This is a genomic window from Streptomyces sp. NPDC031497 (assembly GCF_055580905.1).
This window is the reverse complement of the sequence record NZ_JBVIKO010000039.1, coordinates 42953-62054: the sequence shown is the minus strand read 5'-3', so window position 1 is coordinate 62054 and position 19102 is coordinate 42953. Positions and strand designations below refer to the sequence as shown.

The window sequence follows — 19102 nt, the reverse complement described above, 5'->3', positions numbered from 1 at the left end:
GCCGTGCGTGCACTGCGGTGTGCGGCGCCTCCAAAGCCGGCCGTGTCGGTTTCTTGTCCCTACTAGGCCTACCCGCTCCGCCGAGCCACTCGCAAGTCCGTTCTATTAGCATTTGTCCGATTGTGGGGGGTTGTTCGGGTGTCGGAGTACGTGGAGAAGGCGTAATGTTCGAGGGCGCCGACGTGGCGTTCGTCAGACATCGGTGGGCATCGTCAGACATCGGTCAGACGGTGGTAAAAGCGGTCACGACCTCGGGAGAGAGACGGCAATGGACCACGGGACGGTCGGCAGCGCACAGTCGGGCCGGCTGCTGGTGGAAGTGCGGGAAGAGGGCCCCAGCGCCGTCGTGATTCCGGCGGGTGAGCTCGATCACCACACCGCCGATCTGCTGCGCGAGCCTCTCGATGATCTTCTCGACAAAGGCTTCTCACGCCTTGTCGTCGACTGTTCACGCCTTGAGTTCTGCGACTCCACCGGGCTGAACGTGCTGCTCGGTACCCGGTTGCGGGCCGAGGCCGCCGGGGGCGGGGTGCATCTCGCCGGGATGCTGCCTGTCGTCGCCCGGGTGTTCGAGATCACGGGGGCCGAGGCGGTCTTCACCGTCCATGACTCCGTCGAGGCGGCCCTGGCCGACGAACCCGGCGAACCCGACGAAACCGACAACGAGAGCTGAGTTCTGGCCCGGTGTTCGGAACCGAGGGGTGTCCCGGCCGATCGCCCGGGCAGGAGACATTCTGGATCTGTCGGCGACCTACCGGCTCCGGTCGAGTAGGTCATACCGACAGGCCCGTACGAACTGCAGTAACGCGAATTTGTGAATCGTGAACCGGTGAAACGGTGAGGTGAAGCGCTGATGAGCACCACCCGGCCTTACCCGCCGGGCGACCGCGGCCCGGAGACCAGCGGCGTCTCCGGGGTGTCCGAGGGGGCGGCGTCCGACGTGCCGCCCGCCTCGTCGGGGGGTCGTCAGGTCCGCAGGCTTCGCCTGGTCGGCGAGAGCGGGGTCGTCCCGCTCGCGCGCGACTTCGCCCGGCAGGCGCTGTACGCGTGGGGCTGGCTGCCCGCCGCGTCCGCCGACCGCAGGGCCGCCGCGGAGGATGTGCTGCTCGTCGTCTCCGAGCTCGTCACCAACGCGTGCCTGCATGCCGAGGGGCCGGACGAGTTGTTCCTGGCCTGCGACGACAAGGTGATCCGCGTGGAGGTGTCCGACCGAGGGGCCGGGCAGCCGGCGCCGCGGACTCCGCACCGGGCGGGACGGCCGGGAGGGCACGGGATGTTCATCGTGCAGCGGCTGTGCCTGGACTGGGGGGTCGTCCGGGCGTCCGGCGAGGCCGGGAAGACGGTCTGGGCGGAGCTGGGGGCGCCGGCGTAACGGGGGGCGGCGTGCGCCCACCGGGGTGCCGCGTTGTGTCGGTCGGCGGCTGCGCGTTGTCCTTGGTTGCTCGCGCCCACGCGGCGGAGCCGCACATCGACAGAGCCCCGCGCCGTTTGCGGGGCGCTTCACTCACGGGGCACTCACACTTCCGCCACGCCCTTTCTCTTCCCTCCTCATGGGCCCCGGCGTACCTTGACGGCCGAATCTGATACCTCGTCAGTAGCGAATGGGGTGGACCGACCGTGTCGTCGTACCCGAAACGCACCGCCGTGCTCGCGTCCGCCGCCGCCCTGGCCGGCTCGGCGGTGCTGCTCACCGCCCCGGCGGCGCACGCCACCGTCGTCGACGTCAACTACGCCTGCAAGACGCCGATCGGAGACAAGAGCGCTGTCTCCCCGATCGACATCAAGGGCGTGCAGAGCGGCAGCGGCTACAAGATCACGATGTCCTGGCAGAAGGGGGTCTCCTCCAGCCCCGTCGAACTCGGCAAGGGCGCGATGAACCCGAGCGCCACCATCAAGCTCGGCGGCGCCGACAGCGGGACCCTGAACGTGACCGGCTCGCCCAACCAGGCCGCGATACCCGCCAACACGCCCATCAAGATCAACGACCTGAGCGGCACCTACACCCCGGAGAAGACCGGCAAGGTGACGTTCACGGCGGGCATCCTCACCATCAAGGCGCTCGGCACGACGACGACCTGCACTCCCACCAACAACCCCGGCCCGTCCCTGACCCTGGACGTGAGCGCCGCGAGCGGGGGCGGCTCGACCGGCTCGACCGGCTCCGCCTCGTCGTCCGGCGGCACCGGTGCCGACTCCGCGGGCACCCTCCCGAAGACCGGCCCCGAGGACTCGTTCGTCGCGCTCGGCACCCTCGGCGGCACCGTGCTGCTCGCGGGCGCGGCCGGCGCCCTCTGGCTGACCCGGCGGAACCAGGCCGTACGCCGCTGACCTTGAGGGTCCGACCGCTGGAGCCGCCCATGCCGTCCGCCCAGTCCGCCACCCGTGTGCTCGGCCTCGCCGTGCTGACCCTGCTCGCCACCGCCCCGCACGCGGCGGCGGCCGGGGGCTGGTCACTCGCGCCCACGGGCGGCGGCCGCCCGTCCTTCTACGCCGAGGGCGCCCCCGGGGCCGTCCTCCAGGACACCGTGTCGGTGACCAACCGCGGCGGGCACCCGGTCACGGTACGGCTGTCCGGCACCGGCGTCCCCGTCGCCTTCGCCGAGCCGAGCGTCCGCGTGCCCGCGCGCACCCGTGCCGACGTCCCCTTCACGGTGACCGTCCCGAGCGGTGCCGCCCCCGGCGACCGCCCCGGCACGCTCGTCGCGCGGGACACCGACGGCCGCACCGCCACCGTCCGCGTCCGGCTGCGCGTCGGCGGCCCCACCCTGACCGCGCTGACCGTCGAACATGTCGCCGTCCACGGTGACCGCATCACGTACGAGCTGGTCAACCGGGGGACGACCGTCCTCGTACCGAAGCTCGCGGTGCACGCGGAGGGTGTCTTCGGCCGGGACCTGCTCGACCGGCCCCCGCGCACCCTCCCGGTCCGCCTCGCCCCGGGCAGCCGTACCGGACTCAGCGAGCCCTGGCCCGGCCACCCCGCCCTGGACGCGGTCGACGTCCGGCTGACGGCGACGGCGGCGGGCGGCGCGCACGACACGGCGGACGCCCGGGCGCGGTTCGTGCCCTGGGGCGCGGTCGCGGGGACCGCCGGCGCGCTGGCGGCGGGCGCCGCCGTGACGGTCGTACGACTGCGCAGGCGCCGTGCCGGCCGGGCGGCGGCCGAACCCCTGCCCATGGAGACCGAGTTGACGGGAGCGGCGAGGTGAGAGCGCGTGCGATCGCGATATCGACGGCGCTGGCGGCGGTGTTCGCACTGCTTCTGACGCCCCAGGCCGCGGCCACCGACGGACCGGCCGTCAAGGTCTCCGAGGCCCAGGCCGGCACCGGCGGGTCGATCACCGTGAGCGGCACCGGCTGGCGGCCGCACACCCTGCTGATGATGCTGATCTGCGGCCAGGCCACCCCCGCCCGGGGCGTGGTCGGCGGCACCAACTCCTGCGCCAACGCCGACGGACGGGCCGTCACCACCGACGCGAAGGGCGGCTTCGGCAAGCAACTCCCGGTCGCCGAGCCGCCGGTGCCCTGCCCCTGCGTGGTGCACGTGGCCACCGTGACCGGCGCGAAGGCCGACGCGGACGCCGTCTTCCGGGTCGCCGGGCACCCCGTGAAGGCACTGCCCGCCGAGCCCACCGGCGGCCGCCTCGCGATGCTCACCGACAGCCGCCTCGACGGCTCCTCGGGCCTGCTGACCTGGTTCGGCGCACCTCCCTCCCGCACCCTCGTCTTCACCATCGGCAACGCGGGCTCCACCACCCTCAAGGACCCCGTCTTCCAGGTCGGCACCGCACACGGCGTGTTCGCCCCCCAGTGGGACGAGCAGCAGTGGCGCGGCACCCTCGCACCCGGCAAGAAGGCGCAGATCAAGCTGCCCGTCGAACTCTCCGCCGGGGCGCACGGCGACTACACCGTCTCCCTCCGGTACGACGGCAAGGTCCTCGCCGAGCAGCCCTGGGGCGTCGGCCGCCCCTGGGGAGTGACCCTGTTCTGGCTCCTGCTCTGCGTGGTCGTACCGGCCGCCGTCTTCCGCATCGGCATGGCGGTGGTCGACCGGGTGCGGCCGCCCCGCGCGGGCGGCATCCGCCACCGGGGCGTGCACCGCCCGACCCTGCGCCTGCCCCGCGTGCGCGCGCCGGAGCCCGCGCCCGACACGACCTCGACCCTGCCGTGGTTCACCCCGGACAACGATCCGGGCACGGCGGCCGGTCGGCTCTCCGCACCGCACGACGACAGTTCCACGAGTCCCACGACTCCCACCAGGAAGGGAACCACGTGACCATGCGAAGGAGAGTGACACCGGTCAGAGCGGGTGCGGCGGCGGCCGCGCTGGTCCTCGCCGGGGCGGGCGCCCTGCTCGGCGCGGCCGCCGGCACCGCACAGGCGGCCGAGGTGTCGTTCGCGACCCACTGCGTACCGCCCGCCGGGGTCGCCGACCCCGTCGACGGGACCACGAAGGTGGAGATCACCGCGCCCGCCACCGCGAAGGTCGGCGACACGGTCGACATCACCTGGAAGTTCGTACAGGCCGCGTCCAAGAACCCGGACATCATCGACCTGCCCGCCAACTCGGTCCAGCCGTCCGGCACGCTCAAGGCGGCCGGTGCCCAGACCGCCGACATCGCCCTGCAGGGGCCGCGCGAGAACCCGGCGATCCCCAAGGGCGGCGACATGGTGCTGTCCGACATGACGGGCACGCTGAAACTGACCTCACCCGGCGAGGTGACGCTCACCCCGGACGCTTACAAGGTCAACGCGTTCGGGACGGACACCGTGTGCACCCCCTCGGGGACGGTGCCGAAGGCGGCGACGATCGAGGTGACCGGCAGCGGCTCCAGCGACTCGGCGACCCCGACCGGCACCGGCTCGGCCTCCCCGTCCCCCACGGACTCGGCGTCGGAGTCCGCCTCCGCCTCCCCGTCCGATTCGGTCTCCGCCTCCGCCTCCGCCTCCGACGGCACGGGCACCGGCCAGACCGACTTCACGGGCAAGGAGGTCGAGGTCCCCTACGCCTGCAAGACACCCATCGGCGACAAGAACGCGACCTCGCCGGTGCAGATCAACGCCAAGAAGAACGGCGGGAGTTTCGACCTCACCGTGCGGTTCAACGGGTCGGTGATGGACAGCCCCGCGGACATCCCGGCGGACTCGGTGAAGCCGTCGATGGAGGTGGTCCTGGGCGGCGCCGACAAGGGCACGGTCCATGTGGAGGGCCCCACCAACTCCTCCGCGATCAAGTCCGGCGACCCGATCGACATCCCGGACCTGACAGGCACCTACAAGCCGGGCGCGAGCGGCGAGTCGACGCTGTCACCGGGCGTCCTGACGGTCAACGCGCTCGGTACGACCACGACGTGCACGCCGACCAAGTCGGAGGTGTCGTTGACCCTGGACACGACCGAGCAGGCGAGCGGCGCGTCGGGCGGTTCGTCGACGTCGGGCGGTTCGTCGGGCAGTTCGAGCGGCAGCGGCGGCCTGGCGGAGACGGGCGACAGCAGCAACGGGGCGGTGAAGGCGCTGGGACTGGTAGCGGGAACGGCGATCCTGCTGGGAGGCGCCGTGTTCACGTTCATGCCGCGAAAGAGGACGAGGTGACCCACCGCTTCTGAGGGGCGCGAGGAACTGCGCGACCAGCCCCCACAAACCGTTGGCCGACAACGCAAGAGGGCCACCCCGTTCAAAAGAACGCGGTGGCCCTCTGTCAGAAGACGCAGAAGACGATCAGTGAACGTCGCCCATGAGCTCCCGGACCTTCTTCCGGTACATCCACACCGCCGCACCGGCGAGCACCGCCAGTACCGCCTGGAACGCCACGATCCCCGTCTTGTTGAGGTCGACCCCGGCGATGGACAGCAGACCGGTCGTCGCGTCGCCCGCGGTGACCGCGAGGAACCACACGCCCATCATCTGGGACGCGTACTTCGCCGGAGCCATCTTGGTCGTCACCGACAGACCCACCGGAGAGAGCAGCAGCTCACCCACGGTCTGCACGAAGTAGATGCCGACCAGCCACATCGCCGCGGCCTTGTGACCGCCGTCCGCGATCGACAGCGGCGCGAGGAACAGGAAGAACGACGCACCGATCAGCACCAGACCACCGGCGAACTTCACGGCCGTGCTCGGCTCCTTGCCCCGCCGCGCCATCGCCAGCCACGCCCAGGCGAAGACCGGCGCGAACGCCATGATCATGACCGGGTTGACGGACTGGTACCAGGAGACCGGGAACTCCCAGCCGAAGATGGTGTTCCGCGCGGAGGCCTCGGCGAACAGGGAGACCGTCGAGCCACCCTGGTCGTAGATCATCCAGAAGACCGCGGCGGCCACGAAGAACCAGATGTACGCGCTCATCTTGGACTGGTCGGCGCGGTCCAGGTCCTTGTCGCGCTTGATGCGGGCGATGACGACGACCGGGATCAGCAGACCGGCGATCGTGATCGGGACCAGCAGCCAGTTCAGCGTGTAGACGCCGGAGACACCCACGACGACGTAGAAGACCACGGCGACGGCGGCCCACAGACCGGCCTTCGTCAGCGTCGCCTTCTTCTCCGCGGCGGACAGCGGCGTCGGGACGATGTCCGAACGCGAGCTCAGGTGGCGCGTGCCGAGCAGGAACTGGGCCAGGCCCAGCGCCATGCCGAGCGCGGCCAGCGCGAAGCCGAGGTGCCAGTTGTAGTTCTCGCCGACCGTGCCGATGGCCAGTGGCGCGGCGAACGCGCCCACGTTGATGCCGATGTAGAAGAGCGTGAAGCCACCGTCACGGCGCGGGTCGTCCGGACCGTCGTACAGGTGACCGACCATCGTGGAGATGTTTGCCTTCAGCAGACCTGAGCCTATGGCGACCAGGCCGAGGCCAGCGAAGAAGGTGCCGGCGCTGGGCAGCGCCAGCGTCAGGTGGCCGAGCATGATGATCACGCCCGCGACGGCGACCGTTTTACGGGGGCCGAGGACACGGTCGGCGAACCAGCCGCCCGGCAGGGCGAGCAGGTACACGAGCGACAGGTACACCGAGTAGATCGCCGTCGCCGTGGCCGCGCTCATGTGCAGGCCGCCGGGAGCGACCAGGTACAGCGGGAGCAGGGCCTTCATGCCGTAGTAGGAGAAACGCTCCCACATCTCGGTCATGAAGAGAGTGGCCAGTCCGCGGGGGTGGCCGAAGAAGGTCTTCTCGGAACCGGGGGTGCCCGGTCGGACCGAGTCCTTCGTCAGGCTGGACGCCATGGGTCGTTCCTTGCTGGTCGGGACGCGCGGTGGGGCTGTGCGCGCCCGTGGGGGGAGCGGCCGGCACCGGCGGGTCGAACCGTCCACCCCACGCCCAGGGGGAGTCCGCCCCGGATCACGGAGCGGCGGACGGCGACCACCGGGATCCACGCGCCGTGACGCTGTGTCGCGTCCGGAGCCCGGCCAGAGGTCATTCCTTTCAAGGCCGGCCTGGGCCGACCCGCACACAAAAGAGACCTTCAGCGTCAAAGCCCACCAAAGGTCACCGGGTGTACTACAGGCGTTCACGTCACTGTACGTCAGGACACGGCCGTATATGGAAGGACTTGAGACACGGATCACAGGTGTCGGGGGAACCGTGCGCCCGCATTCGAAGGCGCCTCCACGATCTCACCTCTCGCTCACAGGTTCGTACCACTGTGCCCCAAGGTAAGAATCCCTGGTGCCGATCACACCCCGGCACAGCGCGTAATCGGACTACCATCACCTCATGACCCGTGTACTGCTCGCCGAGGACGACGCGTCCATTTCGGAGCCGCTGGCCCGCGCACTGCGCCGGGAAGGTTACGAGGTCGAGGTGCGCGAGGACGGACCCACCGCGCTCGACGCCGGAATGCAGGGCGGCATCGACCTGGTCGTGCTGGACCTCGGGCTGCCCGGCATGGACGGCCTGGAGGTGGCGCGCCGACTGCGTGCCGAGGGCCACGCCGTACCCATCCTCATCCTTACCGCGCGGGCCGACGAGGTGGACACCGTCGTCGGCCTGGACGCGGGTGCCGACGACTACGTCACCAAGCCGTTCCGGCTCGCCGAACTGCTCGCCCGGGTACGGGCGCTGCTCCGCCGTGGCGCCGCGGAGCCCGCGCAGCCGCCGGCCACGCACGGGGTGCGGATCGACGTCGAGTCGCACCGGGCGTGGATGGGGGACGAGGAACTCCAGCTCACCGCGAAGGAGTTCGACCTGCTGCGGGTGCTGGTGCGGGACGCCGGACGGGTGGTTACTCGTGACCAGTTGATGCGCGAGGTCTGGGACACGACGTGGTGGTCGTCGACCAAGACGCTCGACATGCACATCTCGTGGCTGCGGAAGAAGCTCGGCGACGATGCGGCGAACCCGCGGTACATCGCTACGGTGCGTGGTGTGGGCTTCCGGTTCGAGAAGAGTTAAGTGCGATTCGTCGTGGGTGGCACGGGTAAGTGCGCGACTGGCCGTCGTCGTGGGCTGATCGCGCAGTTCCCCGCGCCCCTGAAGGGGCGCTGACGTGCGTCGTCGTCTGATCCAGTCCACCCTCGCCGTCGTGCTCGTCGTCATCGCGGTCTTCGGCGTCTCCCTGGTGATCGTCGAATCGCGGACCATCAGCAACAGCGCCCAGGAACGCGTCGACTCCGAAGCGCTCCGGCTCGCCAGCATCGTCGACAGCCGCATCCTCGGGGACGAGGACGTCACCGCCGAGATACTGCACAGCCAGGTCGGCAAGGACCAGTACGCCGTCATCCGGATCCCGGGCAAGGCGCCGATCGAGCTCGGGGTCAAGCCCGAGGGCGATGTCATCCACTACACCGTCGACGGCGAGGAAGGCGAGACGGTCACCGTCCAGGAGCCGCGGTCCACGGTGACCCGGGAGGTCGGCCGGACGCTGCTGATCATCGGGGCGGTCGCGCTGCTCGCCGTGATCGCCGCCGTGCTGCTGGCCATCCGGCAGGCCAACCGGCTCGCCTCCCCGCTCACCGACCTCGCCGAGACCGCCGAGCGGCTCGGCTCCGGCGACCCCCGCCCCCGGCACAAGCGGTACGGCGTCCCGGAGCTGGACCGGGTCGCCGACGTGCTGGACTCCTCCGCCGAGCGGATCGGGCGCATGCTCACCGCCGAGCGGCGGCTGGCCGCCGACGCCTCCCACCAGCTGCGCACCCCGCTGACCGCGCTGTCCATGCGGCTCGAGGAGATCACCCTCACCGACGACCCGGACACCGTGAAGGAGGAGGCGAACGTGGCGTTGACGCAGGTGGAGCGGCTGACCGATGTCGTGGAGCGGCTGCTGACGAACTCTCGCGACCCGCGCACCGGCTCCGCCGTCACCTTCGACCTCGACGAGGTCATCCAGCAGCAGCTCGCCGAGTGGCGGCCCGCCTACCGCAGCTCGGGCCGGGCGATCGTCAGCTCCGGCAAGCGGCATCTGCGGGCGGTGGGCACGCCGGGCGCGGTCGCCCAGGTGCTGGCCGCGCTGATCGAGAACTCGCTGATGCACGGCGGTGGCACGGTCGCCCTGCGGACCCGGGTGACCGGCAACCAGGCGGTCATCGAGGTGACCGACGAGGGGGCCGGGGTGCCCGCCGACCTCGGCAACCGGATCTTCGAGCGGACGATCAGCGGCCGTAACTCCACCGGGATCGGGCTGGCCGTCGCCCGCGACCTCGCGGAGGCCGACGGCGGCCGTCTGGAGCTGCTCCAGGCCCAGCCGCCGGTGTTCGGCCTGTTCCTGTCCCGCACCCCGCCGGCCCACAAGCCGCCGGACGAAGACCTGCCGACGGTCCGCTAGGACGAATGATCAGAAGACCCGCTGCCTGGGCTTGGGCTCCGGGGTATCGGCGGCCCGCTCCAGGATCGCCTCCGCGTCGGCGACCGTCTCACGGGCCGGCAGCGCCTTGAACACCCAGGAGCGGTACGACCAGAAGCGGAACAGCGTCGCCACGCCGATGCCGACGAACTTGAAGACGTTGCTCTGCAGCGGGCTGTCCCAGCCGAAGCCGTAGGTCGCCAGATACAGCAGACCGTTCTCGATCACCAGGCCGACCGCGCTGAACAGCAGGAACAGGGTGAGTTCCTTGGTGCGGCCGCCCTTGTCACGGTCCCGGTACGTCCAGTAGCGGAAGCCGAGGTAGTTGAAGACAATGGCGACGACGGTGGCTATCACGCTCGCCCGCACCACCGGAAGCTCGGTGAGGTGCCGGACCAGGTTGAAGACGCCGAGATTGACGAGAATGCCGGCGCCGCCGACGGCGCCGAATTTGGCGACCTCGCGTACGAGCCGTTGCAGCCCCGAGGAACCACGTTCCATGGTTGTGCGGGCTCCCGTCCGTAGATATTGCGACCCAGCCACTCTAACGAGCCAGTATGACCCACGCCTGTGGATGGCGACACAGGTCGGAAACGGCTTGGAAAGAGCACCGGAAAAGCGGGGCAAGAGGCGGCGAAGCGTCAGGTAAGAGCCCTGGTCGCGGGCGCGGAAACCGGCCACCCTGGCGCGGCCGATACCCTGGGGGCGTGACGTTCCCGGTAGTCGGCATGGTCGGCGGGGGCCAGCTCGCGCGTATGACGCACGAAGCGGGCATCCCGTTGGGCATCAGGTTCAAGCTCCTCAGTGACACCCCTCAGGATTCCGCGGCCCAGGTGGTGAGCGATGTCGTCATCGGCGACTACCGCGACCTGGAGACACTGCGTGCGTTCGCGCGCGGCTGCGATGTGATCACCTTCGATCACGAGCATGTGCCCACGGAGCATCTGCGGGCCCTGGAGGCGGACGGCATCCCCGTGCGCCCAGGCCCCGACGCTCTGGTGCACGCCCAGGACAAGGGCGTGATGCGGGCCAGGCTCGACGCGATCGGCATCCCCTGCCCGCGCTACCGGATCGTGGCCGACCCGGAGGACGTGGTCCGGTTCGCCGCCGAGGGCGACGGCTTCCCCGTCGTCCTCAAGACGGTCCGCGGCGGCTACGACGGCAAGGGCGTCTGGGTCGTGGAGACCGCCGAGGAGGCCAACGACCCGTTCCGGGCCGGCGTGCCCGTCCTCGCCGAGGAGAAGGTCGAATACGTCCGCGAGCTGGCCGCCAACGTCGTACGCTCCCCGCACGGCCAGGCCGTCGCCTACCCGGTGGTCGAGTCCCAGCAGGTGAACGGCGTCTGCGACACGGTCATCGCCCCCGCCCCCGACCTGGACGAGGCCCTCGCCCTGCGGGCCGAGGAGATGGCGCTGCTGATCGCCAAGGAGCTGGGCGTGGTCGGCCACCTCGCCGTGGAGCTGTTCCAGACCCGTGACGGCCGCATCCTCGTCAACGAACTGGCGATGCGCCCGCACAACTCCGGGCACTGGAGTCAGGACGGCGCGATCACCAGCCAGTTCGCCAACCATGTGCGGGCCGTTCTCGACCTGCCCCTGGGCGACCCGCGGCCCCGCGCCAAGTGGACGGTCATGGTCAACGTCCTCGGCGGCGACTACCCCGACATGTACTCCGCGTACCTGCACTGCATGGCCCGCGACCCCAAACTGAAGATCCACATGTACGGCAAGGACGTGAAGCCCGGCCGCAAGGTCGGCCACGTCAACACCTACGGCGACGACCTGGACGACGTTCTCGAACGCGCACGTCACGCTGCCGGCTACCTGAGAGGCACGATCACCGAATGAGCCCTGTTGTTGGCATCGTCATGGGTTCGGACTCCGACTGGCCCGTCATGGAGGCCGCCGCGAAGGCCCTGGACGAGTTCGAGATCGGGTACGAGGTCGACGTCGTCTCCGCGCACCGCATGCCGCGCGAGATGGTGACGTACGGCGAGCAGGCGGCGGAGCGCGGCCTGAAGGTGATCATCGCGGGTGCCGGGGGAGCGGCCCATCTCCCGGGCATGCTCGCCTCCGTCACCCCCCTCCCGGTCATCGGCGTCCCGGTCCCGCTGAAGTACCTCGACGGCATGGACAGCCTGCTGTCGATCGTGCAGATGCCGGCCGGTGTCCCGGTCGCCACGGTCTCGGTCGCCGGCGCCCGCAACGCGGGCCTGCTGGCCGCCCGTATCCTGGCCACGCACGACGAGGACCTGCTGGCCCGGATGCGGGACTTCCAGCAGGACCTCAACGACCAGGCGGCCGAGAAGGGCAAGCGCCTGCGGGCAAAGGTCGAAGGCGGCTCGAACGGCTTCGGCTTCGGCAAGTAGGACACCGGGAAGCAATACGCAATGACCTCATTCGACGAAGCCCGGTCCCTGCTGCGCGAGTTCCCGGTCGTCGACGGCCACAACGACCTGCCCTACGCGCTGCGCGAGCAGGTCCGCTACGACCTCGACGCCCGTGACATCGCCGGCCACCAGAACGCGCATCTGCACACCGACATCCCGCGCCTGCGCGAGGGCGGCGTGGGCGCGCAGTTCTGGTCGGTGTACGTCCGCTCGGACCTGCCGGGCGCGGTCCCGGCGACCCTCGAACAGATCGACTGCGTACGGCAGCTGATCGCCCGTTACCCGGCCGACCTGCGGGCCGCGCTGACCGCCGCCGACATGGAGGCGGCGCGTGCCGAGGGCCGGATCGCCTCTCTCATGGGGGCGGAGGGCGGCCACTCCATCGACAACTCGCTGGGCACGCTGCGCGGTCTGTACGCCCTCGGCGTGAGGTACATGACGCTCACCCACAACGACAACAACGACTGGGCGGACTCGGCGACCGACGAGCCGAACGTGGGCGGTCTGTCCGCCTTCGGCCGCGAGGTGGTGCGGGAGATGAACCGGCTGGGCATGCTGGTGGACCTCTCGCACGTGGCCCCGACGACCATGCGGGCCGCGCTCGACACCACCAGCGCCCCGGTGGTCTTCTCGCACTCCTCCGCCCGGGCCGTCTGCGACCACCCCCGCAACATCCCGGACGACGTCCTCGAACGCCTCCCCGCCAACGGCGGTGTGGCGATGGTGACGTTCGTACCGAAGTTCGTGCTCCAGGCGGCGGTCGACTGGACGGCGGCGGCCGACGACAACATGCGCGCGCACGGCTTCCACCACCTCGACACCACCGAGGACGCGATGAAGGTCCACCGGGCCTTCGAGGAGAGCCACCCCCGCCCGGTCGCGACGACCGCCACGGTCGCCGACCACCTCGACCACATGCGCGAGACCGCCGGCATCGACCACATCGGCATCGGCGGCGACTACGACGGCACGGCCTTCACCCCGGACGGCCTGAACGACGTCTCCGGCTACCCCAACCTGATCGCCGAACTCCTCGACCGCGGCTGGTCCCGCCCCGACCTGGCCAAGCTCACCTGGCAGAACGCGGTCCGCGTCCTGGGCGCGGCGGAGGACGTGGCCCGGGACCTCCAGGGGACGCGGGGGCCGTCGAACGCGACCATCTCCCAGCTGGACGGCTGACCGGCGCGGCGGGGCGGGGCGACCGGTGCGACCGTCGGCCCCGCCCGGTCCGCCCCGGTCCCGGCCGGCGGCTCCGTCTCCCGGGCCGTGCGGGCGGCCGTACCCCCGAACGCCCCGTCCACCAGGAACCCTCCCGGCCGGGCGTGCGACGGTGGGCTACAGCCCCATCACGACGTAGCTCACGACGACGTACGGAGCCCGCAATGGCCGACCTCCACGACATTCCCACCACGACCGAGGTCGGCGAGGACGACAGCCTCCCGGACGACCCGTACCCGGTGGTGTCCCACGCCGAGTTCCTGGAACGGGCCCATGTCCTGCTGGCCGCGTACCCGGTCGCGGACGGCTACAGCGGGCTGCCGCGGGCGCTCGGGCCGCTGCCGTGGTACGACCTGGAACTGGGCGAGGCAGCCGTGGACACGGACGTGCCCCGGCTGCGCGAGGGGCACGTGGGCGCGCTGTTCTGGTCGCTGGACCTGCCGGAGGAGGAGCGCGGCGGCCGGGCCGTGGGGGCCACCCTGGAACAGCTGGACCTGGCGCGCCGGGTGGTCGGGAGGCACCCGGAGGGGCTCCGCCTGGTGCGCACCGCCGGGCAGATCATCGACGCCCGCCACTGCGGCCGGGTCGCGGTGGTGCTCGGCCCCGCCTCCGCCGCCGCCGTCGACGACTCCCTCGGCATCCTGCGCGTCCTGAACTCCCTCGGCCTGCGCGTGCTCTCCCTGGCCGGGGCCGACTGGGCGGACCGGGAGGGGCTGACCCGGTTCGGCGAGGAGGTGATCCGCGAGATGAACCGGCTCGGCGTGCTCGCCGACCTGTCCGGCGCCCCGGAGCCCGTCCTCGCCCGGGTGCTCGCCCTGTCCAAGACGCCGGTCCTGTGCACCCGCTCCGCCGCCGCGGCCGTACGCCCGCACCCCGCCAACCTCTCCGACGCACTGCTCGTGCAGCTGGGCGAGCAGCAGGGCCTGTGCATGGTGCCGCTGACCGCCGAGCAGTCCGGGCCGGCCGTCCCCGACGTCGCCGACCATCTCGACCACGTCCGGATCGTGGCCGGCCCCGAGTGCGTCGCCCTGTCCGGCAGCTACGACACCGGAGCCGCCCACCCACGCGACCTCGCCGACACCTCGCGCTATCCGCACCTGATCGCCGAACTGCTCCGACGAGGCTGGTCCGACACCGAGCTGTCCCTGCTGACCTGGGAAAACGTCCAGCGAGTGCTCCGCAGCGCCGACTTCACCGCCCGCGCGGCCCAACGCCGCCGCGAGCCGGACCCCGCCAGTCCGGCCGACCCGGAGGCGTGAGCCCGCCGGGCCGGTCCGGACGGCGTGATCAGGGGATCCGGCACAGACAGAAGGGATGGCCGGCCGGGTCGGCGTACACCTGGAAGTCCTTCTCCTCCCGGTCCTCCAGATCCAGCGGGCGCGCCCCCAGCGCCAGTACCTTCTCGTGTGCCGCGTCGACCTCCTCCCAGGTCGACCCCGCGTCGAAGTCGAGATGGAACTGCTGGGCGTTGCGGTCGGCCCGCGGCCACTCGGGCGGCGTGTACCCCGCCACCCGCTGGAAGCCCAGTCGCGGTCCGTCCGGTACCTGCAGGACGACCCAGTCGTCGTCCTCGGCCACCGGGGTACCCCCGGCCACGGCGGCGTAGAAGCCGGCCAGTGCGAGCGGGTCGGGACTGTCGATCACCACGTTGCGCAGACGGGCGACGATCGCCATGAGTCCTCCCCGGTCAGCTGGCGCAGAGGCAGAACGGGTGCCCCGCCGGGTCGGCGTAGACCCGGAAGCTGCGCGCCCGGTCCGCCGCGTCCAGCGGCTTCGCGCCCAGCTCCAGCACCCCCTTCTCGGCCGCGTCCAGATCGTCCACCACCAGATCCAGGTGGAACTGCTGGGAGTCGTCGGGCGCGGGCCACTTCGGCGGCACGAGACCGGGCGCCTTCTGGAAGGCCAGCGCCTGTCCGCCGGGCACCACCAGGTCCACCCACTCCTCGTCCCCCTCGACGCTGCCGCCGAGCACCGCCGCGTAGAAACCGGCGAGCGCGGACGGGTCGGGACAGTCCAGGACGACGACACCGAGCTTGGCGAGAGCCATGACTTCCTCCTCGTAGGCCGAGTTGCCTGTTACCTGTAGAGCCGGGTAACCAGTCACCGTTACCGCATGCTTCCGTAGTGGAGGTAACCTCGCAAGGGAATTCGGGAGGTAGCTGGCAGGGATGAGTGAGAGATCGCCCGCGCCGGGCGGCCTGGCACTGGTCGAGGCCCTGGTGAACACGCTGGACATCGAGTCGGGCACCGACGCGCTCGACACGCCGGACGGCAGGGCGCGCCTCGGCATCACGGAAGCCGGGCTCCCGCCCGCGCGCGCCCTGCGCGAGTCGCTGCGCGCCACCCTCCTCGCCCACGCCGGCCACCCCCCGCACCGCCGGGTGACCCCGCTGGGAGAACTGCTCGCGCACGCGCCCCTGTATGTCGCCGTCGACCCTGCCGACGGCTCGGCGGCCCTCGTCCCCGGCGACTCGGCCCCGCTGCTCTCCCGGATCGCCGCCGCCGTTGCCACGGCCCTGGTGGAGGGCACCTGGACCCGCCTCAAGGCCTGCGAGGCCGACACCTGCCACTGGGCGTACTACGACCGCAGCCCGGCGGGGCGCGGCCGCTGGTGCTCGATGCAGGTGTGCGGGGCGCGCGCGAAGATGCGCCGGTACCGGGCCAAGGACAGGTAAGGCACAGTCAGTTCACCGGCCATGTCTGTGCCGCGTGGTGCAGAATGCAGCAAGACACCGGTTCGGCCGACTGAGCCTCGGCCGAACCGGTGTCGTCTTTCCGTCCTGGACACATGCGGAGCTCAAAGCGCACCCGCAGAGCCCAGGGCGCGCACCCGCGGATCTAAGCGGTCGGACGCCCCATCGCCCGGTACGTCCACCCCGCCCGCCGCCAGACCTCCGGCTCCAGCGCGTTACGCCCGTCGAGGATCACCCTCTCCGAGGTCACCGCACCCAGCGCGGCCGGATCCAGCTCCCGGAACTCCCGCCACTCGGTGAGGTGCAGCACGACATGCGCCCCCCGCACGGCCTCCAGCGCGGCATCCGCGTAGCCGAGTGTCGGGAACAGCCGCCGGGCGTTCTCCATCCCCTTCGGGTCGTACACCGTCACCTGGCCGCCCTGCAGATGGATCTGCCCGGCGACGTTCAGCGCCGGCGAGTCCCGCACGTCGTCCGAGTCCGGCTTGAACGTCGCGCCGAGCACCGCGACCCGCTTCCCGAGGAACGATCCGCCCCCCAGCGCCTCCCGGGCCATCTCGACCATCTGGCCCCGGCGCCGCATGTTGATGGAGTCGATCTCGCGCAGGAAGGTCAGCGCCTGGTCGGCGCCCAGCTCGCCCGCGCGGGCCATGAACGCCCGGATGTCCTTCGGCAGGCAGCCGCCGCCGAACCCGATCCCGGCGCGCAGGAACTTGTTCCCGATCCGGTCGTCGTGCCCGATCGCCTCGGCCAGCCTGGCCACATCGCCGTCCGCGGCCTCGCACACCTCGGCCATGGCGTTGATGAAGGAGATCTTGGTCGCCAGGAAGGAGTTCGCGGCCGTCTTCACCAGCTCGGCGGTCGGGAAGTCGGTCACCACGAACGGCGTGTCCTCGCCCAGCGGCGTCGCGTACACCTCGCGCAGCAGCTTCTCGGCCCGCTCGCTGCGCACGCCGACCACGATCCGGTCGGGGTGCAGGGTGTCCTGGACGGCGAAGCCCTCCCGCAGGAACTCCGGGTTCCAGGCCAGCTCGGCCTCGGCGCCCGCGGGCGCGTTCTCGGCGAGGTAGGCGGCCAGCCGGTCCGCCGAACCGACCGGCACGGTCGACTTGCCGACGACGAGCGCGGGCCCGGTGAGATGCGGGGCCAGCGACGCGATCGCGGAGTCGACGTACGACATGTCGCACGCGTACTCGCCGTGCTTCTGCGGGGTGTTCACACAGACGAAGTGGACATCCCCGAAGGCGCCCACCTCGGCCCAGTCGGTGGTGAAGCGCAGCCGCCCGGTGGAGCCCTCGAAGCCCGCCACGTGTCGGCGCAGCAACTCGTCGAGCCCCGGCTCGTACATCGGGGTCTCGCCGCGCTCCAGCATGGCGATCTTCTCGGGTACGACGTCGAGGCCGAGCACCTCGAAGCCGAGCTCCGCCATGGCCGCGGCATGCGTGGCGCCGAGATAACCGGTGCCGATCACAGTGATCTTGAGGCTCATGATGCTCCAGCTCGGGGACGTTTGTGCTGCTGCGGGGCCGAGCATAACCGGGCCCTCCTGCGGGCAACTTTCCCGCTGTCGCGTACCTCACGTCACCGTTCCGTGGGCCGCGCTCTAAACTTTGAGTTACTTAACAGTAATTAGCGTCAGCACCACTGCGTCTGGAGTGAGGGACCTTGGCCGGATCGGCTGACTTCGACCTGTACCGCCCGTCCGAGGAGCACGACATGCTCCGCGACGTCGTCCGCGCGCTGGTCGAGGCGAAGATCGCCCCGTACGCGGCCGCGGTGGACGAGGAGGCCCGCTTCCCGCAGGAGGCCCTCGACGCGCTGGTCGCCAACGACCTGCACGCCGTGCACGTCCCCGAGGAGTACGGCGGTGCCGGCGCCGACGCGCTCGCCACGGTCATCGTGATCGAGGAGGTGGCCCGCGCCTGCGTCTCCTCCTCCCTCATCCCCGCCGTGAACAAGCTGGGCTCGCTCCCGGTGATCCTCTCCGGTTCCGAGGACCTGAAGAAGAAGTACCTGGCGCCGCTGGCCAAGGGCGACGCGATGTTCTCGTACTGCCTCTCCGAGCCGGAGGCGGGCTCCGACGCGGCCGGCATGAAGACGAAGGCGGTCCGCGACGGCGACGACTACGTCCTCAACGGCGTGAAGCGCTGGATCACCAACGCGGGTGTGTCCGACTACTACACCGTCATGGCCGTGACCGACCCGTCCAAGCGCTCGAAGGGAATCTCCGCGTTCGTCGTCGAGAAGTCGGACGAGGGCGTCTCCTTCGGCGCTCCGGAGAAGAAGCTCGGCATCAAGGGCTCGCCGACCCGTGAGGTCTACTTCGACAACGTCCGCATCCCCGCCGACCGCATGATCGGCGCGGAGGGCACCGGCTTCGCGACGGCGATGAAGACCCTGGACCACACCCGCATCACCATCGCCGCCCAGGCGCTGGGCGTGGCGCAGGGCGCGTTGGACTACGCCAAGGGCTACGTCCAGGAGCGCAAGCAGTTCGGCAAGCCGATCGGCGACTTCCAGGGCATCCAGTTCATGCTCGCCGACATGGCCATGAAGATCGCCGCGGCACGTGCCCTCACCTACCAGGCCGCGGCCGCCTCCGAGCGCGGCGACAGCGACCTCACCTTCCAGGGCGCGGCGGCGAAGTGCTTCGCCTCCGACACCGCCATGGAGGTCACCACGGACGCCGTCCAGCTCCTCGGCGGCTACGGCTACACCCGCGACTACCCGGTCGAGCGCATGATGCGCGACGCCAAGATCACCCAGATCTATGAGGGCACGAACCAGGTCCAGCGGATCGTGATGGCAAGGAACCTGCCGTAACGACAGCGGAGTTCAGCACTCCAGGACATGGAAAAGGCGCCCTGCGGGGCGCCTTTTTCGCGGCTGCTGCCGAGAGGTGTTCGTACAGGCCGGAGCCATATGGCCGACAAGCGTCCGGCTGTCGCCGAATGGCGCTACCGGAGGGTCGGGCTTAGGAACGAAGACGAACGGGGCCTGCCCCGGGCCCTACCCCCCTCTCCCCTGGAGGA

At 70.8% G+C, this 19102-nt stretch carries 19 protein-coding genes; 14 read left to right on the top strand and 5 right to left on the bottom strand.

What is annotated here, in order from left to right:
- Positions 1-268: 268 nt before the first annotated feature.
- The 6 genes from ACZ5K7_RS44825 to ACZ5K7_RS44800 all read left to right on the top strand — a co-directional run bounded on the left by ACZ5K7_RS44825 (position 269) and on the right by ACZ5K7_RS44800 (position 5592).
- Positions 269-673, top strand: coding sequence for an STAS domain-containing protein (locus ACZ5K7_RS44825; protein ID WP_351706458.1), 405 nt, complete (start codon positions 269-271; stop codon positions 671-673).
- A 180-nt stretch (positions 674-853) separates the two neighbouring features.
- Positions 854-1372, top strand: coding sequence for an ATP-binding protein (locus ACZ5K7_RS44820; protein WP_450972871.1), 519 nt, complete (start codon positions 854-856; stop codon positions 1370-1372).
- Between the two features lie 245 nt (positions 1373-1617).
- Positions 1618-2328, top strand: a complete 711-nt coding sequence (locus ACZ5K7_RS44815; protein WP_351706452.1) for an LPXTG cell wall anchor domain-containing protein — start codon at positions 1618-1620, stop codon at positions 2326-2328.
- A 29-nt stretch (positions 2329-2357) separates the two neighbouring features.
- The gene (locus ACZ5K7_RS44810; RefSeq protein WP_468923664.1) at positions 2358-3209 is read left to right on the top strand and encodes a COG1470 family protein; all 852 of its coding nucleotides are present in this window, start codon (positions 2358-2360) and stop codon (positions 3207-3209) included.
- Positions 3206-4276, top strand: coding sequence for a hypothetical protein (locus ACZ5K7_RS44805; protein WP_468923661.1), 1071 nt, complete (start codon positions 3206-3208; stop codon positions 4274-4276). Before ACZ5K7_RS44810 ends, ACZ5K7_RS44805 begins: the two co-directional genes overlap by 4 nt.
- A gap of 2 nt (positions 4277-4278) precedes the next feature.
- Positions 4279-5592 carry a hypothetical protein gene (locus ACZ5K7_RS44800; RefSeq protein ID WP_468923658.1) on the top strand — a complete coding sequence of 438 codons (1314 nt, stop codon included), beginning with the start codon at positions 4279-4281 and terminating at the stop codon, positions 5590-5592.
- Between the two features lie 126 nt (positions 5593-5718).
- Here the strand turns inward: ACZ5K7_RS44800 and ACZ5K7_RS44795 are convergent, their stop codons facing one another.
- A complete protein-coding gene (locus ACZ5K7_RS44795; RefSeq protein WP_468923655.1) occupies positions 5719-7215 on the bottom strand; it encodes an oligopeptide:H+ symporter in 1497 nt (498 codons plus the stop codon).
- Positions 7216-7705: 490 nt separating this feature from the next.
- Between ACZ5K7_RS44795 and ACZ5K7_RS44790 the strand changes: the two genes are divergently transcribed.
- The gene (locus tag ACZ5K7_RS44790; protein ID WP_007382513.1) at positions 7706-8383 is read left to right on the top strand and encodes a response regulator transcription factor; all 678 of its coding nucleotides are present in this window, start codon (positions 7706-7708) and stop codon (positions 8381-8383) included.
- A gap of 94 nt (positions 8384-8477) precedes the next feature.
- Complete coding sequence (locus ACZ5K7_RS44785) at positions 8478-9752, top strand: ATP-binding protein (RefSeq protein ID WP_468923652.1); 1275 nt, start codon at positions 8478-8480, stop codon at positions 9750-9752.
- Positions 9753-9761: 9 nt separating this feature from the next.
- On the opposite strand, the gene ACZ5K7_RS44780 is transcribed toward ACZ5K7_RS44785, so the two are convergent.
- Positions 9762-10271: a GtrA family protein gene (locus tag ACZ5K7_RS44780; RefSeq protein WP_351706434.1), complete on the bottom strand. Its 510-nt coding sequence runs from the start codon at positions 10269-10271 to the stop codon at positions 9762-9764.
- Between the two features lie 206 nt (positions 10272-10477).
- On the opposite strand from ACZ5K7_RS44780, the gene ACZ5K7_RS44775 reads away from it, so the two are divergent.
- The 4 genes from ACZ5K7_RS44775 (at position 10478) to ACZ5K7_RS44760 (ending at position 14636) form a co-directional block, all read left to right on the top strand.
- Entirely contained in the window at positions 10478-11617 is a 1140-nt protein-coding gene (locus ACZ5K7_RS44775) for a 5-(carboxyamino)imidazole ribonucleotide synthase (protein WP_468923648.1), read from the top strand.
- A complete protein-coding gene (gene purE, locus ACZ5K7_RS44770; RefSeq protein WP_351706428.1) occupies positions 11614-12138 on the top strand; it encodes a 5-(carboxyamino)imidazole ribonucleotide mutase in 525 nt (174 codons plus the stop codon). The genes ACZ5K7_RS44775 and purE overlap by 4 nt, the downstream gene beginning before the upstream one ends.
- Before the next feature lie 21 nt (positions 12139-12159).
- Positions 12160-13338, top strand: a complete 1179-nt coding sequence (locus ACZ5K7_RS44765) for a dipeptidase (protein WP_351706425.1) — start codon at positions 12160-12162, stop codon at positions 13336-13338.
- Positions 13339-13541: 203 nt separating this feature from the next.
- The gene (locus ACZ5K7_RS44760; protein ID WP_468923645.1) at positions 13542-14636 is read left to right on the top strand and encodes a dipeptidase; all 1095 of its coding nucleotides are present in this window, start codon (positions 13542-13544) and stop codon (positions 14634-14636) included.
- Positions 14637-14664: 28 nt separating this feature from the next.
- On the opposite strand, the gene ACZ5K7_RS44755 is transcribed toward ACZ5K7_RS44760, so the two are convergent.
- Both ACZ5K7_RS44755 and ACZ5K7_RS44750 read right to left on the bottom strand, forming a co-directional pair.
- Positions 14665-15051, bottom strand: a complete 387-nt coding sequence (locus tag ACZ5K7_RS44755; RefSeq protein ID WP_468923642.1) for a VOC family protein — start codon at positions 15049-15051, stop codon at positions 14665-14667.
- Positions 15052-15064: 13 nt separating this feature from the next.
- On the bottom strand, positions 15065-15424 hold the full coding sequence (locus ACZ5K7_RS44750) for a VOC family protein (RefSeq protein WP_351706416.1): 360 nt from the start codon (positions 15422-15424) through the stop codon (positions 15065-15067).
- A gap of 121 nt (positions 15425-15545) precedes the next feature.
- On the opposite strand from ACZ5K7_RS44750, the gene ACZ5K7_RS44745 reads away from it, so the two are divergent.
- The gene (locus ACZ5K7_RS44745; RefSeq protein WP_351706413.1) at positions 15546-16052 is read left to right on the top strand and encodes a CGNR zinc finger domain-containing protein; all 507 of its coding nucleotides are present in this window, start codon (positions 15546-15548) and stop codon (positions 16050-16052) included.
- 163 nt (positions 16053-16215) lie between these two features.
- On the opposite strand, the gene ACZ5K7_RS44740 is transcribed toward ACZ5K7_RS44745, so the two are convergent.
- Positions 16216-17559 (bottom strand): UDP-glucose dehydrogenase family protein, encoded by a 1344-nt coding sequence (locus ACZ5K7_RS44740; protein ID WP_468923637.1) that lies wholly within the window; start codon positions 17557-17559, stop codon positions 16216-16218.
- Between the two features lie 176 nt (positions 17560-17735).
- On the opposite strand from ACZ5K7_RS44740, the gene ACZ5K7_RS44735 reads away from it, so the two are divergent.
- Positions 17736-18893 (top strand): acyl-CoA dehydrogenase, encoded by a 1158-nt coding sequence (locus tag ACZ5K7_RS44735; protein ID WP_468923634.1) that lies wholly within the window; start codon positions 17736-17738, stop codon positions 18891-18893.
- Positions 18894-19102: the final 209 nt, after the last annotated feature.